Raw genomic sequence first — 17,062 nt, 5'->3', positions numbered from 1 at the left:
CGTCCGCTTTTTGTCGTGTGTCGTGTGTCGTGTGGGGTGTGGGCCGGGGCGGCCGTGGCCGGTGTCAGGTGTGCGCGGGGTGTGTCCGGTGTTTGCGTGCCGCGGCGGCTTGTTCGAGCGCGGTACGCAGGAATGCCGCCGCCTCGGCGCACTCGCACGGATCGTCCGCCAGCAGCGGCCCCAGCAACTCCGTCACCGCAACCTCCGGCGCCCCGACGCCGGCCAGCTCGGCCAACGACTGTGCGGACACGGCCAGATCCGGGCCCTCGCCGCGGCGGGCGAGCCGGTAGCGGCGGAACAGGCCGGCCCGGTCGGGCAGATAGGCGCCGTTGAGCGATCGGGCCAGCCGCACCGCGGTCTCGGACGGCATCTCCGCGGGCCACTCCCGCAGTTCCAGCGGTTCCGCGGCACCGGCCGCGACCGCGCTGTCCAACAGCCGGTCCACCAGCAGCGGTCCCAGCCGCTCCGGGGGCAACGACGTGGCGTGGATCGGGGGATGACGCTGCATCAGCTCGAACCAGCGGGAGCCGACCACCCGGAGGATGCCGTGGTAGGTGGGGCGCCAGGGGTCGTCGGGTGGGGTGGGGGGAGCGTCGAGGGGAGTAGTGAGGGCGGGGAGGCTGGAGAGGGCGGTGGCGGGTCGGGGAGCGGCTTCGCCCGGGGTCTCGGGCGCGGTTTCGGCCGCGCCTTCGGGGGCCGGCGGCGGAGGGATTGTGTCGCCGTTGCGGAGGCGCGGGGCGCGGCGGGTGTGGCGCTGGGTCAGCCGGGCGGCGACGAGTCGGTCGCCGGGGTCGGGGGAGCGCATGAGGTGTTCGAGCTCGATGCCGACGTCGGGGTCGCCGACGTCCACGAGCGCCTCGAGCGCCGCATGCCGGCGGGGGCCCGGGGACGCCGCGAACGCACGGACCCACATCACCACCGCGGGGGCGTCGCTGCCCGCCGCGGTCCGGACCAGGTCCGGAAACACCTCGGGCTGGGCGTCGGACAGCGCGTCGATCAACGTCACCGCCAGCCGCGGACGCAACTGCTCGGGCAGCGCCACACAGGACAGGACGGCGAGCAGATCGGCCCGGGCCGCCGGCGAGGGATGCGCGGCGGCGAGGGCGAGGAGACGCTCGGCAGGCTCGGCCGCGAGCGGCTCGCACGCGTCGGTCACCTGATCCTCCGAGAGAAGCCCCGGCGTCGGGCCGGGGAGCGGGTGCAGCCGGTTCGTCGCCCTCCATGGTGGTACGGAGGACCCCTCCGGGGCCATACCCGGCACGCCGCCCTCCGCATCCCGTGCGGAGCGTGTCACTCCGACGGCCACTTCAGCCCGCGGGCCGAATTGTCGATATTCGCGCGGAGGGCGCTGTGCCCTTCGTCCGAACGGAGTACCGCATGTCGAACAACGTCACCCTGGTCGCCCGCGTCCCCGTCCTGCGCTCGACCGACGCCGAGCGTCCCGTCGAACTCCGGTTCGGCCCGCACACCGACGCCGAGGGCCGCCCGACCGAGGAGTGGACGGTCGAACGCCTGACGACCGCTCAGGCGACCAATCTGGTCGAGGACTTGGCAGCGATGCTGGGGCTGGACCTGGGGGCGGCCCCGGATCTGCGCGTGGTGTCGTAACCGACGTGAGCGGCTGAAGGCCGTATGCGCGCGCCCTGTGGACAGCCGAGGTTGTCCACAGGGCGCAACTCGCGTTCTCTGGTCCACACGGGTGGTTGGGTCACCGACCCGCCGACCGCTTCCCCCATTCACCCGGCGCCCCCACCCCACAATGCCTGCCGTGACCCACAGCAAGACCGGGGCCGGCGTCGGTGCGGCGCGTCGACCGGGACGTACCCCGAGCAAAGCCGCGTCGACCACGACCGCGCCGCCGACCGACGAGGTGCGGGTCCCCGGCCCCGCGCCGGAGCCCGCCGACGAGACGCTCGGCCCCGGCACCCCCGCCGACCTGCGCACCCTGCCCGGGTTCGGGCGGCGGCACCGCCGCTCGCGGGCCCCGCGCGTACGGCTCCGGCTGCCGGACGGCCAGCACATCGAGGTGACCCTCGTCAGCTGGCACCAGTACGCCGACGGCACCTGGCGGGCCCGCGTCACCTGGCCCGTCTGGGGCGCCGTCCTGCACGCCGGCGAGGTCCAGACCCGGACCTGCGCACAGGAGGCGTTCGTGCCGGCCCGTATGCTCACCCCGCTGCCGGGTGAGGACTACCGGGCGGTACGCAGGCACCGGCCCCGGATCACCCTCCCGCGGCAGGGTTGACCGGCACCGGACACCAGGCACGCCGCGCCGCGCCTCTTGCCGCCGTGTGGCCACGGGACCAGCACACCGTGACCGCGACGCAAAGGCGAGGCAAAATCGCCATCTGGGGTTCATGTCGGTGAAATCCTGTTGCCCCCTGATCCGGGGCGTCGGATGCTGGCGACATGTTCGATCCAGCCAGGAACAAGTCATGACCAGTCGGGCACACGCCGCACGCGAGACGGCCGCCACGGCCGCCGACGCCGCGGCCCCGGCAGGCCGCCCCTCGCCCAGCGATCTGCTCGCGCGCCTGCGCAGCGGCCACGGCGACGGGGCGCGCCGCGCTCTCGCGACCGCCGACCCCGCCGCGCGCGCCGAAGTGATCGCCGCGCTGGACTCCTGCGTCCTGCGAGATCCACGCGCGGTCCCGGCGACCGAATCCCGCTCCTTGTACTACGCGCGCCTGTACGACCGGCTCGGCGCCGGCCTCGACGCGCTCGCCGCCCACCTGATCTGCGACGAGGACTGGACCGACGAGGACGCGGACCGCACCGCGCTCCCGCTCGCCGTCCTCGGCACCCTCGCCCGCGCGGGCCGCGCCGACGCCGTCGCCCTGCTGCGCCGCTACGCCGCGGAAGGCCGCGACTGGACGCTCGCCGTCGAGCACCTCGCCCGCGCCGCCGACCCGGCCGCGCTGTCCGGCATGCTCGCCCTCGCGCTGGAACGCGGCGAGGACGACGAACTGTACGACTGCGTCCGCCGAGGCACCGGCATGCGCCCCTGGCGCGTGTGGGGCTTCCAGGACGCCCGCATGCGGGCCATCGTCGAACAGGTCGACCTCGACTGGTGGCGCTGGGAGCTGGCCCGCGGCAAGTCCGCGGCCGGACAGGACACGGCACCCGCCGACGGACCGCAGGTGCCGCCGCGCATGCAGCCGACGGTCGACCAAGTGCTGTCCGAGGCGGCCGCGAGCCCGAGACGCAGCTTCGTCTGCGGCAGAAGACTCGCATCCGTCGCCACCGCCGAACACCGTGCGCTGATCCTGGCCGCGGCCTGGTCCGGCGCCGCCGGCGCCCGCGTCGCGGCACTGCGCTACCTGGGCGACCTCGGCGACCCCGCACTCCTCGACCTCGCCGAGAACGCCCTCGGCGACGAATCGCCCGCGGTGGTCCGCCAAGCCGCGGTCCAAGCCGTCGGCGGCCTGCGCACCCGCGAGGCGGTCGGTCGGGCCCGCGACTGGCTCGGCGCGGGCAAGGACGGCGCGCTCGGCGATGTCGCCGTCCGGATACTGGCCGGCGCGGGCGGACCCGCCGACGGCCCGGTGCTGATCGCCGCCTTGCAGCGATGTCGGCACGACCACCGCGGCGACCGCCGGTTCGCCCTCGGCGACCTCGTGGACGGCGTCGGCCGACTCGGCCTCGTCGACGCGGTCGAACCGGTACGGGACGTCTACCTCGGCAGCCCGTGCGCGGGTTTGCGCGGCCGCGCGGTGGACACGCTGGCGCGGATAGAACCCGCGTTCGGCGGCACCACGGCGGTGGAATGCCTGTGGGACTGCGAAGCGGGCACCCGCCGCATCGCCGTCGACCGGGCGGACCTCGCCGTCGACGGCGTCCTGGAACGTTTCCGCGAACTCGCCCGCGACCCCTCGGAAGACGAGGGCGTGCGCAGCGCCGTGCGGCGACGATTGGCGGCCCTGTGAAGCACCCGGCTTTCGGAGCGGCCGCCCCACCACGGCACCGGCCGCACCGGAATCGCTGAACGACCGCACCACCGGCCGCCGCGGCTTCGGGAGCCCCCGACACCCCCGAACCCACCCGGCGGCCACCACCCCCAACCGACCACGACGACGCGACGAGCGGCCCAGGGCAGACCCCCACGGGCCGCTCGCGCGTTTTCCGGGGGCTCGAAGCCCGAGCGGGCCGAAGGCACCCGCGGGCGTTGCGGGGTCGCGTTGCGGGGTCGCGTTGCGGGGTTTCCGCTCCCGGCGCCGGGTCCGGGCTCGCGTGCGCACCTGCGCCGGGGCCCCTTGCCGCACCGCTAGAATCGCGCCCGGGGCGCGGCGCCTCGGGTGGCAAGGACTGTCGCCCGGACGCTCTAGTCTTGTCGACCGTGACCGTTTCCGCCCAGGCTGCACCTGTTGGCACCCCGCATCTTCCCGGGGCGATGCCGTACCGGTCCGGCGTGACCGAAGACGGCCTGGCACGGCGGCTCAAGGCCCTGGCCTGCACCGCGCCACTGCACGACCTCGAAGCGCGCAAGGTCAACCTCGCCGGCGAATACACCGTCTATGCCATGGCCGAGCTGGGCCTCACCGCGATCGACCTGGTCACCGTGACGATGGACTTCGACACGGGCGCCGACCACGAGGAAGTCGTCGCCCGGCTCCGGCCCCGGGTCGCCGCCCAAGCTCCCGAACGCAGCCCCGCCGAACACGAACGCGTCGCCCGCTGGGTGCTCGAGAACCTCATCAACGTCGGCAGCGTCGACCGCGGCTTCCGCGCCGTCTACGGCACCTACACGCCCGCCGACGGCTACGTCCGCCGCGACTACGACTTCAAGCTCCTCGAAGAAGTCCCCGGCCCGGACGGCGACATCTTCCTGCGCGCCACCGACGAAGCGGTCAACGTCCTCGTCGGCGCCCTCGACACCGACGTGACCAGCGCGCAGATCGCCGCCGAGGTCAAACTCGAACACCTGATCCGCCGCGGCCGCCTCGCCGAAGCCCGCTTCGCCGCCGAACAAGCCCGCTACCGCACCGTCCAGTACGCAGAGACGCTGCGCCGCGCGCTGGAGGCCACCCGCCGCAACGTCCGCGCCGTCGACTGGCTGCACGCCGTCCCCGACCTCATAGACGAAGCCCTCGACCACGTCGCCGAGCGCTACCGGCACGAGAACGCGATCCTCACCAACATCCGCCGCGCCCGCGACGAAGCCGAAGAACCCGAGCACAAGCGCGGCGCGGCCGAACTCGTCGACATCGTCCAGGACTGCATCCGGCGCCACACCCAGCTCCAGACCCGGCTCATGGAAGCCGGGCCGCTGTTCCGCGCCGAACAGGACCGGCAGGCGTTCGCGGCCCGGCCGCAGCGCCCCGGGCTCGACCTGTACGGGCAACTGCTGCGCCCGGTCCTGGAACTCCCGGTCGGCGACGCCCGCACGGTCACCGACCGGTTCTTCGCGGCCGGCACCGGCCTGCGCACCCCCGTCTCCGTGCGCCTGCACGACCTCGCCGAGCTGCTGCTGACGCCGCCCGCCGAACGCGAACATCTCGGCGCCGAAGTCCCCGAACCCGACCTCGTCGCCACCCCGGACGACAGCCGCTACAGCGAAGCCCAGCACGATGCCGCCGCCGCGCTGCTCGACCTGCCGCCCGACGCGCCGCGGCGGCTGTCCGGCCTGCTCGCGGAAGCACGCGCGAGCGACCCCGATCTGCCGTACCTGGTCGCGCTGCTCGCCTTCCACGCCGCGTCGCCGCCGGTCGGGACCGCGATGCGGCAGGGCGACCGGTCGCTCCTCGTCGCCGTCGACGACGGTGCGGTCCTCGACGACCCCGAGGTCGGCGGCGCCGACCTGATCGTCGGGACGGCCCTGCTCGCCGCCGAACCGGCCGCCGACCCCGGCGCCATGGCGGACGACCCGGCGCCGGCCCCGCGCGACACCGTGCTCGACACCCCGCTCCACGACGCTTCCTTCGACCTGACCGACGGGCAACCGAACGCATGACCGACCTGCACTCCACGACGGACCGTCCGATCCCCGGCCCCGCCGACGCCGACCAGGCCGGCCGCCCCGGCACGGCGGTGATGACGCCCGCGGACGTGAGCGACGCCGCCCGGCTCGTCGCCTTCGGCCTGCAGCCCAAGCTGCTCCCGGCCCGCGACCAGGAGTACGCCGAACTCGTCCGCCGGCACCGCGAAGACCCGCGCTTCGCCGCCCTGTGCGACGCCGTCGCCGCCGGTCTCGGCCTCGTCGTGTTCGAAGTGTCGCCGCGGGCCGGCATGGCGGTGACCGCCGCCGAGGACTCGGTGTTCGCGGTCCGGATGAGCGACTACGCACGCCGCGCGTCGACCGAGTCCGCCGACCGGTTCCTGCACGGCCTCGCCCACCTCGCCATAGCGGCCCTGGCGTTCCCGCGCCCCGAAGACCTCGCCGAGGACACCTACGTCGGCCGGCTCAGCGTGCACGGCGTCGACGCGTTCGTCCGCCAAGCCTGCCGCCGCCTCGAACAACGTGCCGAGGAAGCCGGTTCGAACGCGGACCCGGCCGTCGACCAGCCCGGCCTCGAAGCCGCCTGGCGCGTGTACGCGCGCCGCAGCGCGACCGGCGCCACCAAGGACGCCCGCCGCCTCTCCGCATCCACGATCGGCATCGTCGGCAAAGCCGTCGCCTTCCTCGTGGACTCCGGATTCCTGCAACGCGTCTCCGACGAATCCGGCGGCACCTACCGCACCACCGCCCGCTACCAGCTCCAAGTCCGCGACATGGCGGGCAGCGCCGCCATGAGCGAACTCCTCGAACTCGGCATCGTCCCCGTGTCGGACGGCTCCCCGACACTGGTACCGCCCACCGACGGCGAACCCGAACTCGCCCCCGGCGCCGGACTCCCGTTCCACGGCGTCTGACCCGCACCGCCACCGGGCCGCACCGCCGGGCCCCACCATCCGGCCGCCCCGCCGCACTCCCCGACGACGACCCGCCAACCAGCCGAGGGAAGACCGATGTACGAGCTGTCCCGCGTCCGCCTGTTCTCCATCGGGCCCGCGGGTGCGCGCTACGCCGACACCGTGCTCGACCTGCGCGGCGTCGGCGAGCCGGTGCCCGAACCGGCACCGCGCCAAGCCCAGTTGTTCGAGGGCGAACAGATCGGCCCGCCGCGCCGCCCGGCACCCGCGGGTGTGCTGTTCCTGGAGAACGGCGGCGGCAAATCCGTGCTGCTCAAACTGATCTTCTCCGTCATGCTGCCCGGCCACCGCAACACCCTCGGCGGCGCCAGCTCCGGCGTGCTCCGTAAGTTCCTCCTCGCGGACGACTGCGGGCACGTCGCCCTCGAATGGCAGCACACCCGCACGGGTGAACTCGTCGTCGTCGGCAAAGTCAGCGAGTGGCGCGGCCGCCAGGTGTCCTCGGACCCGCGCAAGTTCGCCGAGGCGTGGTACTCGTTCCGCCCCGGCCCCGGTCTCACCCTCGACGACCTGCCGGTCGTGTCGTCCGGCCGCCGCCGCACCATGCGCGGCTTCCGCGACGCCCTCGCCGAAACCGCCAAGCTCTACCCGGACGTCGACGTCGTCTGGGAGGAAATCCACGAACGCTGGAACGACCACCTCACCCAACTCGGCCTCGATCCCGAACTCTTCCGCTACCAGCGGGAAATGAACGCCGACGAAGGCGAGGCCGCGGGACTGTTCGCGGTCAAGAACGACGCCGACTTCGTCGACCTGCTGCTCCGCGCGGTCACCGACACCGCGGACACCGACGGCCTCGCCGACCTCGTCGACGGCTTCGCCGCCAAACTCTCCCAGCGCGCCGAACTCATGGCCGAACGCGACTTCGTCGAAGGCGCCACCGGCCTCCTCCACCAGCTCGCCGACGCCGCCGACCGCCGCGGCCGCTACCGCGCCGCCCACCACGCCGCCGAGCAGGACGCCCGCGGCCTCGGCCGCGCCCTCGCCCACCGTGCCGAACGCGAACGCGGCCGGGCCGCCGACCTGTCCGACCAGGTCGCCGCGGCCGCCGAAGCCGTCGACGCGGCACAGCGCTCCCGCGCCCACACCGCCCTCATCACCGCCGAGATCACCCACCGGCACGCGGGCATGCGCCTGTCCGCCGCGGAAACCGACGCCGCCGCCCTCAAACGCGAACTCACCGACGCCCGCGGCCTGCACGCCGCCTGGCTCGGCACCGAAGCGGCCCTGCGGCACCGCGCCGCGACCGACCGCGCCGAACGCGTCGCCACGGCCATCCAGGCCGCCGAACGCGACGCCGCCCCCGCCCTCGCCGCCCGCCAAGCCGCTGCCGGGGCACTGGTCCGCGCCCTCAACGCCGCCGCCGGCGTCGCCGAGGAACGCGCCGACGACGAAGAACAGCGCGCCGCCGACCTCCAGGAACGCGGCGAAGCCGCACAGCGCGCGGCCACCGTCGCCGCCACCGAGTCGCAGCGCACCCGCAGCGAAGCCGTCCACCTGCGCGCCCGCCTCGCCGAGGTCGGCACCGAACTCGGCCAAGCCGTCGACGCCGGCTGGATCGCCGAGGACGACGACCCCGCCGAAGCCGCCGAACGCGCCGCCGCCGAAGAGAAAGCCGCCTCCGCGGCATGGGCCGAAGCCCGCACCGGCGTCGAACAAGCCGCGAACGCCGTCCGCGATGCGGAAGCAGAGAGCGGCCGCGCCCAACTCGCCGCGGCCCGCGCGGCAGACCGGCTGGCCGCCGCCGAACACGACCTGTCGGGCGTCCGGGCCACCGCCCGCGAACTCCTCGACGAACCGCGGGTAGGCGAACTCCTGGGACTGGAAGGCGAGGCAGGCGCCGCCGACGCGGACCCGGCCGGCCCCGCCGCCGTCCTCGACCGAGCCGCCGAAATCCTCGCCGGACTCCTCGGCGACGCCGTCGCCGACGGCGAACGAGCCCTGTTCCAGCTGCGCACCGACGCCGCCGAAGACACCCGCATCCTCGCCGCACTCGGCGACGGCGGACTCCTGCCGCCCAGCCCCGACGTCCTCGCCACCGTCGAATTCCTCGGCGAACACGGCATCCCCGCCCTGCCCGGCTGGCGCTACCTCGCCCAATCCGTTCCCGCGGAACGCCACGCCGCCGTCCTCGACGCCCACCCCGACCTCGTCGACGGCGTCATCGTCACCGCCCCCACCGAAATGCCGCGGGCCCGCGAAGCCCTCGCCGAAGCCGCACTCCTGCCCCGCTCCGCCGTCGCCGTCGGTACCCCCGACGCCCTGCTGACGGCACGCAACGAAACCGGCGGCGGCGACGCCGTGTTCCTCGTCCCGCCGAACCCGGCCATGCACGACGAACGCGCCGCGGACACCGAACGCCAAGCCCTGCGCCGCCGCGCGACCGACCGCGACGACGCCATCCGCGCTCGCGCCGCCCGCCTCGACGGCGACCGCACCCTCGCCGGACGTCTCGCCGCCTGGCGCACCGCCTGCCCGGAAGGCCGCGTCGCCGAACTCGTCGCCGCCGTCCGCGCCGCCACCGAAGCCCTCGTCGACGCCCGCGCCGCCGGAACCGCAGCCCAAGCCGCCGCGGACACCGCCGAAACCGCCCGCGCCCGCGCCACCGAGCAGCGCGACCGGCGCATGGACGCCGCCCAACTCGCCCGCCGCCGCGCCGACACCCTCGCCGGCCTCGCCTTCCGACTCCGCGAACGCGCCGGCTGGACCCGGCGCATCCGCGAACTCGACCAGGAGACCGGCGAACACGAACGCGCCGCCGAAGCCAACCTCACCCTCGCCCGCGCCGCCGACCAGGACCGCCGCCAAGCCCAGCGCGCCGCCGACGACGCCCGCCGTACCGCCCGCGCCCTGCTGGAAGAACGCGCCGACATCAGCGGCGCACCGGACGAGACCGAAACGGCCGACGGCACACCCCCGGCCGCCCTGCCCGCTCTGCGCGAGGCCTACCGGACCGCTTCGGTGCTGTACGACAAGGTCGGCGTCGGCGCCGACCTGCGCGCCGAACAGGCCCGAGCGGAAAGCGAACAAGCCGCGGCACAGGCCGCACTGGACCGGCTTTCGGCCCGCGTCCGGCGGCACGCCGCGGAACTGCTGGAAGGACCGGACGGCGCGGACGGCCCGTCCCGACTCGCCGCGGCCGGCCGCGCCGAGGAACACGTCCGTACACTCGAAGGCCGTGCCGACGCCGCCAACGAACTCCTCGGCCGCCTGCGCGGCGAGGTCGAACGGCACGCCCCCGGCGACGGCCGCGACGCACACGTCGAACTCCCCGACGACCGTATCCCGCGCGACCCGGCCCACGCCCAGGAACTCCTGCGCGAAGCCGCCGCCGAACACGCCTCCTGCACCGACCAGGTGGAAACCGCGCGCGACGCCCACACCCGCCTGGTCCGGGCCCTGACCGACGCGGAAACCGCAGCGTCCAGCTTCGCCGAAGTGTCCGTGTCGCTCACCGACACGCTGCCCGCCGCCGAAGCACACACGTCCGACGACGACGAGACACCGGCGTTCGAGGGCACCACGGCGGATGCCCGCGACGCGGCCACGTCCTGCCGACGGGCACTGCGCACCGCCGCCGGCGAACTGTCCGCGGCCGAAGGCCAGGTGCGGGAGCGAGCCGAAGCGGTCGTCCGGCATGCGGGTGCGGCCAAGTTCGAACAGGTCCGCATGCCGGCGCGGCAGCAGATCCGCGAACTGCCGCTGTCCGCCCTGCCCGAACACGCGCTCGCCTGGGCGGCGGCGTTCGAGCCGCGGCTGCGCGTCCTCACCGACGAACTCGCCCAGATCGAACGCAATCGCGACAGCATCGTCGACCGGCTCCGCGGCATGGTGGAAGCGTCGCTGACCACCCTGCGGGCGGCCCAGCGGCTGTCCCGGCTGCCGGAAGAACTGGGCGAGTGGTCGGGGCAGGAATTCCTGCGGATCCGCTTCGACGACCCGGACGCGGCCCACTTGTCCGAACGCCTGGGCGAGGTCGTCGACGAAGCCACCCGCGCGGCCCGGAAGGCAGGCCCGGCCGTACGGCGCGACGGCATGACGCTGCTCCTGCGGAGCGTGCATGCGGGCCTGGAGCCGCGAGGCGTGCAGGTCGAGATCCTCAAGCCGGACTCCGTGCTGCGCGCCGAGCGCGTCCCGGTGGGGCAGATGGGAGACGTGTTCTCCGGCGGCCAGTTGCTCACCGCGGCCATCGCCTTGTACTGCACGATGGCGGCGCTGCGGTCGAACGACCGCGGGCGCGCCCGGCACCGGCACGCGGGGACGCTCTTCCTGGACAACCCGATCGGGCGCGCGAACGCGTCGTACCTGCTGGAGCTGCAGCGGGCGGTCGCGGACGCGCTCGGCGTGCAGCTGATCTACACGACGGGCCTGTTCGACACGACCGCTCTGGCGGAGTTCCCGCTGGTCGTGCGACTGCGGAACGACGCGGACCTGCGGGCCGGGTTGAAGTACATCTCGGTGGAGGAGCACCTGCGGCCGGGGTTGCCGCAGCCCGACCCGGAGATTCCGGAGGGCCTGGGGCAGATCCACGCGACGCGGGTGTTCCGGCAGCCGGCTGCGGCTGTGGTTGCGGTGGGCGAGGCGGCGGCGGAGACGGACGCGCCGCTGCTGCGGGATGCGCCGGGGGTCAGTGTCCCGTAGCGGAGGCTGCTTCGGGGCCGGCTATTGGGCGGCGCCGGCGACGGGGGTGAGCCGGCGGGGCGGTTCGGGGGAGGGCGTGGCTCGGCTGGTGCTGGTGCTGGTGCTGGTGCTGGTGCTGGTGCTGGTGCTGGTGCGTCGGTCGTCGTTGGTGGCGGCGCGGACTGCGGCTGTGGCGGCGCCGAGGTGCAGGAGCGCGGCGGCGAAGGCGAGCTGGGGTGCCGTGAGGTGCCCGAAATCGCCGTTGGCGCGGTCGGCGAGCTGAGCGGCGGCCGCGCCGAGGGGGATCAGGAGAGCCGCGATCAGCGTGAGTTCGTGTGATGTGGCGGCTTTCGCGCGGGCCAAGCGGAGGGGCACGCAGCCGGCGAGGGCGATGGCGGCCGCGGCGTAGAGCCCGGTCATCGCCACGGCGTCGGGGCCGCGAGGCATCCACACCGCTATCGCGCCGGGGCCGGCGGCCAGCAGCCAGACCCGGGAGAGCGCCCGCACGCAGGGGTCGTCGATCCGCCGCAGACGTGCGGGGAAGACCGCCGCGATGCCGAGGGTGGCGAGCAGGTTGACGAGGAGCACCATGGCCCACGCTCCGGAATTGAACGCGTTCAAAAGTCGCTGACGGGGTTGATTTGAACATGTTCAAATGGCGGGGGTCAAGGTGGGGGCGGGGTGGGCGCGGGGCGGCCGCCCCAGACGGCAACTGCCGGGCAGCCTGAGGCTGCCCGGCAGTTGCCGTCCCGTACGTTGCTTCGTGTGCGTCAGTGCTTCGCGTGCGTCAGTGCCTCGCGTCGGCGCGGTCCTTCTCCAGGATGAAGCGGTCGACCGGGGTCAGGTCGGCGTAGGCGCCGTCGAAGGTGTAGTAGGTCACCTTGATGCGCGTGCGGCCCGAGCGCCTGTCGCCCGGGTCGACCTCGAACGCGGCGAAACCGTGCTTGTGGACGCGGTCTTGGACCGACGCCCACGGGGCGTCCTCGGTGACCTTCACCGAGTCCTTGTGGCCGGGCAGGATCGGGCTCGGCTTGTCGCTGAGGGCGACGATCACCTGGCCCTGCGGGCGTTCGAACAGGGTGTTCTCCGAAGTGGCGAAGTTGCCGCCGCCGCCGATGATCATGTGGACGGTGCCGAGGCCGGTGTCGATCACGTCCTGCTTGGTGGAGACCGGCGTCGGAGTGCGGGTCTCGTTGGGGAGACGGCCGCGGACCGGGTGGGAACGCTCGTAGTGGTGTTCGTGGCCGCTGACCACCAGGTCGACGCCGTACTGGTCGAACAGCGGGCCCCACGCCTCGCGCACGCCGAGGTCGCTGCCGCCGCCCTTGTTGCTGGAGATGAACGGCTGGTGCATGCAGACGACGATCCAGTCGATGTCGCGGTCCGCGCGGGCCGCCTTCAACTCGCTTTCCAGCCAGCGGCGTTGTGCGCCGCCGGAGTAGCCGCGGATGTAGGAGTCGCCGCCGTCCTCGTAGGTCACGTCGCAGTTGGCGAGGCTGATGATGCGCACCGAGCCGGCGGTGAACGCGTACCAGAGGCCCTTCAGCTCGTCGTCCGCGCCGGCATCCGGCGTGGTGAAGTACGCCTGGTAGGCCGCCGCGCCGACCGGGCCGTTGTTCTTCTCGTTCTCGTGGTTGCCGACGCACGGCATCCACGGCCGGAAACGCGCCGAGCGGCTGTTGCTGATGAACCAGTCCGCCCACGTCTGCACGCGATTGGCGCCGCCGAAGATCGCGCCGATCGACGCGTAGCAGAGATCGCCGTTGACCAGGTTGAACAGCGGGTTGACGCGCTCGATCGCGGCGACGATGTCGGCGGAGGCCTGCGTGCCGACCGCGTCGGCGGTGTACATCGGGTACGGGCCGTTCGGGGACGGCGTGCCCGGCGGGAGCTTGACCTCCTTGCGGAGGTTCGGGGTGCCCTGGTCGCCGAAGCTGGTGAACGTGAACGGCTGGCGGCCGCGGGGCGCGGTCTCGAACACGCCGCTTTCCGGTGTCGAGCCCTGGTGGCTCGCGAAGTAGACGTACCGCGTGCCCGGCTGAAGCTTCGTCAGGCGGGCGTGGTGGACGAAGACCTCGATGTTGTTGAGGCCGTCGCGGTAGTGCCGGGTCTCCGCTTCCACGCTGCGGCCGAGTCCGGCCTGCGCGGTGCCGTACTGTACATGAGGCTTCGCCACCGGTTGGAGGGTCAGCCAGGACACCACCACCTCGCGCGACGCGTCCGCGCCGAACTGGAGGTGGAGGCCCGTGACGCTGGGTGCGCCGAGGGCGCCCGGCTTGTCCCACAGCAGCGCGGAGCCGGGCGTCCCCGCCGGGTCGTCGGCCGCGGCGGCCGGAGTGGCCGCCGCGCCCCCGACGACGAGTGCGGCACTCGCGGCGCCGCCTCCGGTGAGTACGGACCTGCGCGAAATCGCCATGGAACCCCTCTTCTCGTCGGTGCCTGCCCCCCGCCGCGAGGACCGTATTGAGCTGGACGCAAGAAAACAAGGTTCAGCATTGCGTCCAGTGAGAGTTTCCCGAGGCGTTGCCGGGATGTCCGGAAATCGTCGTCAGGGTGTCGGATCGGCGTCGTGTTCCGGGTCGGACAACGGCGCGTAGACCGGGTCTTCACGGTCGCGGCGGCCGGTGAGCATGCCTTCCGGCACCGGCCACTGGCCGGCCGCGTCGTCGATGCGGACCCATTCGGTGGTCGCTACGCGCTTGGCGATGCGCCATGCGCCGTCGCGCCGGGCGAAGTCGTCGATGTAGCGGAAACCGGTGGTCAGATTGCCGCGCGGGTCGCCGCCGTCGCTGCGGTGGTAGGCGATGCCGTACGTCTCGGCGCGGGCGAGATCCGGGCCGGCGAACTCGACGAGGTGGTTGGCGACGACGTGCATGGTCATCGTGTAGCGGGGCAGAAGGCGGCCGATCCAGGCGAGGAAGGCGTCGACGCCACCGGTGAAGCTGCCGTGCTCGTCGGTGGCGTCGGGGTGGTAGCAGGCGCGGACGGCGTCGAGATCCAGCCGGTCGACGCCGCGGCAGTAGCGGAGGACGACGTCGTGGATCTCCTGGCGGGCGAGGAGGTCGTGGAGGGGGTCGGGGGTGGTGTGGTCGGGTTTGGTGCTCATCGCGGGATTCTGGCGGTGGGGGGATGTAGACGCCAGGGGCCTTTGGGGGGTCGGCGTTGCGCGGGCGAGCGGTGTGGGTGGTTGGGCGGTGGGTGGATGGGTTTTCCACAGGGTGGGTTTTTCGGGTTGGACGGGGTGTTACCGGGCCGAAGAGACTGCGTGGGTCGGAGTGATCCGGCGGCGGCGGAGGCGGGGGAGGGGCCTCGACGCGAGGTCTCCCAGTGACAGCGGGAGAGGGAGGGGCCCGAAGTGCGGCGGAGGCAAAGTGCTGAGGCTGCGGTGGGGCATGCGGGCCGGCCGACCCCGAACCGGGGTAGCGTCGAAGGGACGATCATTCACCGGGCGAGGCGGGCGGAGCGATGCCGGACGGCGACACCACCATGACCGTGCGCGAGTACGCCGGCGAGATCCGCGAGCTGGGTTCGCGGTGGCTCGACGGCGTGTTGTCGGATCCGGCGGTGGCGTCCGCCGGCGGGAACGCGGTGTGTTCGCCCGCGGGGCTGTGGCTCGCGCTGGCCTCGGTCGCGTGCGGCGCGGAGGGCGAGACGGCGGACGAACTCGCCGACCTGCTCGGCGTCGCGGGCCCGGAAGCGGCGCCCGCGGTGTCCGCGGCGGCGGCGGAGCTGGGCGCGACCGACGCGCTCGCCGTGGCCACCGGACTCTGGAGTGCGACCCCGCTGCGCGACGCCTTCCGCGCGTCACTCCCCGAGATCGGCTTCGGCCCGTTGGCGGGCCGCGCGACGATCGACGCGTGGGTGGCCGACGCCACCGGCGGACTGATCACGCGGCTGCCGGTGGACGTGGCACCGACCGTCCGGCTGCTCCTCGCCAACGTGCTGGCGCTCAAAGCGCGGTGGGGGACTCCGTTCGACCCGGACTTCACTCGTCCGCGTGACTTCACACCAGCCTCGGGAACGCCCGCGCCGGTGCCGATGATGCACCGCACGTTGGCCGCCGCCGACGCGTGGACGATCGGTGCGCACCTCGGCCCGGTCCATGTCGTGGAACTCGCCTGCGCCGGGGAGCGCCCCGCGCTCATACGGTTCGCGCTCGGCCCCGAAGGCGCGCCGCCCGCGCCCGTGATGTCCGCCGCCTGGGCACCGCGCCGCGCGGGCACGCCGCTCGAGTATGACGAAGTCGCCCTGGCATTGCCCCGGTTCGCACTGCGCACGACGCTGGACGTGGCCGCGCACCTGCCCGCGCTCGGTGTCCACGCCGCGCTCGATGCGCACGCTGCCGACTTCGCGGCGCTGGCCGACGAGCCGCTGTGCATCGAGGACGTGGTGCAGGAATCACTCGTCAAGGTGGACGAGGAGGGCGTCGAAGCCGCGGCCGTAACGTCGGTGACGATGGTGCGGATGAGCTTCTCGCCCGCGAAGAAACGGATTCTGGACCTGGCATTCGACCGCCCGTTCGCCTGCGCGGTGATGGACGCGTCCGGGACGGTGCCGTTGTTCGCCGCGTACCAGGCGGCGGTGCCGGGGGCCTGACGTGGCGGTGCGCCGTCATGATGTCGAGGGAAGTGCGTCGTACGGGCGGTCGAGCGCCGTCGGGGTCAGCCGCGGCGGTGCACACGCTGCGCGAACGGACGATTCGCCAAGCACCGAACGGAGAAGCGGCCGGGCGACTGACCGTGTGGGTGACCGGGTGGATGGATGGCGGGCTGGCTGGCCGCGTAGGCGCGTGGCCGAGTCGGCGGATTGTTCGGTCGGAAATGTCCGGCCCGGTCCGCTGCCCCTCGGCTAGGGTCGCGCGCATGCCTGACGCCTTTGCCGACCGTACCCCGGTCGCTCCCGCCGACGTCGACCACGCCGTCGCCCTTGCCGTAGCCGTGTTCCAGTCGGCCCCGACCGACGCCGACTGGGACTCCGCCGCCGGACCCCTCACCTGGACCTGCTGGGAAACCGTCGAACACCTCATCGACGATCTGGTGTTCTACGCCGCGGCGATCTCGGCGCCGCGCCCCTGGACGCGGAACTACCCGCCCTTCGCGTGGACCCAGCCGCGCACCGAAGGCCCGTCGAACTCCCTGTGGGCCGACCGCGAAAGCGGCCTCGAGGGCCTCTGCCACCTCGTCGAGGTCAGCGGCGGCCTGCTGTCCGCGGTCGTCGCGGTCAAGGGCCCGGACGTGCGCGGCTTCCACAGCTACGGCATCTCCGACCCGGAAGGCTTCGCCGCGATGGGCGTCATCGAGACGCTCGTACACGTGGACGATGTCGCGCGCGGTCTCGGACTCGCGTTCGAACCCCCGGCCGACCTGTGCGCCAGGGTCCGCGACCGGCTGTTCCCGGCCGTGCCGAAGGACACCGACCCATGGCAGACCCTGCTGTGGGCAACCGGCCGCGCCGACCTGGCCGGCCGCGACCGCGTCCTCGGCAAGTGGAGGTGGGAGAGCCGGCCCGAGGCCGACCGGGGCTGATGGCTGTG

At 73.6% G+C, this 17,062-nt stretch carries 12 protein-coding genes; 8 read left to right on the top strand and 4 right to left on the bottom strand.

The annotated features are described in order from the left end of the window. Nucleotides 1-64: 64 nt before the first annotated feature. Nucleotides 65-1,156, bottom strand: a complete 1,092-nt coding sequence (locus ACPA54_RS31635) for a hypothetical protein (protein ID WP_423534895.1) — start codon at nucleotides 1,154-1,156, stop codon at nucleotides 65-67. A gap of 221 nt (nucleotides 1,157-1,377) precedes the next feature. Here ACPA54_RS31635 and ACPA54_RS31630 point away from each other — a divergent pair, with 221 nt between their 5' ends. The 6 genes from ACPA54_RS31630 to ACPA54_RS31605 all read left to right on the top strand — a co-directional run bounded on the left by ACPA54_RS31630 (nucleotide 1,378) and on the right by ACPA54_RS31605 (nucleotide 11,550). Then, nucleotides 1,378-1,608, top strand: a complete 231-nt coding sequence (locus ACPA54_RS31630) for a hypothetical protein (protein ID WP_423534893.1) — start codon at nucleotides 1,378-1,380, stop codon at nucleotides 1,606-1,608. 160 nt (nucleotides 1,609-1,768) lie between these two features. Beyond that, a complete protein-coding gene (locus tag ACPA54_RS31625; RefSeq protein ID WP_423534891.1) occupies nucleotides 1,769-2,245 on the top strand; it encodes a hypothetical protein in 477 nt (158 codons plus the stop codon). 190 nt (nucleotides 2,246-2,435) lie between these two features. Next, a complete protein-coding gene (locus ACPA54_RS31620; RefSeq protein WP_423534889.1) occupies nucleotides 2,436-3,926 on the top strand; it encodes a HEAT repeat domain-containing protein in 1,491 nt (496 codons plus the stop codon). A 464-nt stretch (nucleotides 3,927-4,390) separates the two neighbouring features. After that, nucleotides 4,391-5,950, top strand: coding sequence for a hypothetical protein (locus ACPA54_RS31615; protein WP_423534888.1), 1,560 nt, complete (start codon nucleotides 4,391-4,393; stop codon nucleotides 5,948-5,950). An 80-nt stretch (nucleotides 5,951-6,030) separates the two neighbouring features. Continuing rightward, nucleotides 6,031-6,849 carry a hypothetical protein gene (locus ACPA54_RS31610; protein ID WP_423534989.1) on the top strand — a complete coding sequence of 273 codons (819 nt, stop codon included), beginning with the start codon at nucleotides 6,031-6,033 and terminating at the stop codon, nucleotides 6,847-6,849. 96 nt (nucleotides 6,850-6,945) lie between these two features. Beyond that, nucleotides 6,946-11,550: a coiled-coil domain-containing protein gene (locus ACPA54_RS31605; RefSeq protein WP_423534887.1), complete on the top strand. Its 4,605-nt coding sequence runs from the start codon at nucleotides 6,946-6,948 to the stop codon at nucleotides 11,548-11,550. Nucleotides 11,551-11,571: 21 nt separating this feature from the next. On the opposite strand, the gene ACPA54_RS31600 is transcribed toward ACPA54_RS31605, so the two are convergent. From ACPA54_RS31600 to ACPA54_RS31590, 3 genes are all read right to left on the bottom strand, one after another. Further along, complete coding sequence (locus ACPA54_RS31600) at nucleotides 11,572-12,120, bottom strand: YndJ family transporter (RefSeq protein WP_423534885.1); 549 nt, start codon at nucleotides 12,118-12,120, stop codon at nucleotides 11,572-11,574. A 196-nt stretch (nucleotides 12,121-12,316) separates the two neighbouring features. Continuing rightward, the gene (locus ACPA54_RS31595) at nucleotides 12,317-13,945 is read right to left on the bottom strand and encodes a purple acid phosphatase family protein (protein ID WP_423534884.1); all 1,629 of its coding nucleotides are present in this window, start codon (nucleotides 13,943-13,945) and stop codon (nucleotides 12,317-12,319) included. A gap of 132 nt (nucleotides 13,946-14,077) precedes the next feature. Beyond that, complete coding sequence (locus ACPA54_RS31590; protein ID WP_423534882.1) at nucleotides 14,078-14,635, bottom strand: nuclear transport factor 2 family protein; 558 nt, start codon at nucleotides 14,633-14,635, stop codon at nucleotides 14,078-14,080. A 359-nt stretch (nucleotides 14,636-14,994) separates the two neighbouring features. Here ACPA54_RS31590 and ACPA54_RS31585 point away from each other — a divergent pair, with 359 nt between their 5' ends. Continuing rightward, complete coding sequence (locus tag ACPA54_RS31585; protein WP_423534881.1) at nucleotides 14,995-16,125, top strand: serpin family protein; 1,131 nt, start codon at nucleotides 14,995-14,997, stop codon at nucleotides 16,123-16,125. 266 nt (nucleotides 16,126-16,391) lie between these two features. Beyond that, nucleotides 16,392-17,054, top strand: a complete 663-nt coding sequence (locus ACPA54_RS31580; RefSeq protein ID WP_423534879.1) for a hypothetical protein — start codon at nucleotides 16,392-16,394, stop codon at nucleotides 17,052-17,054. Nucleotides 17,055-17,062 lie beyond the last annotated feature (8 nt).

The organism is Uniformispora flossi, assembly GCF_049534875.1.
In the GTDB taxonomy this organism is placed as follows: Bacteria; Actinomycetota; Actinomycetes; order Streptomycetales; family Streptomycetaceae; genus Yinghuangia; species Yinghuangia aomiensis.
This window is presented reverse-complemented; position numbering and strand designations above follow the sequence as displayed.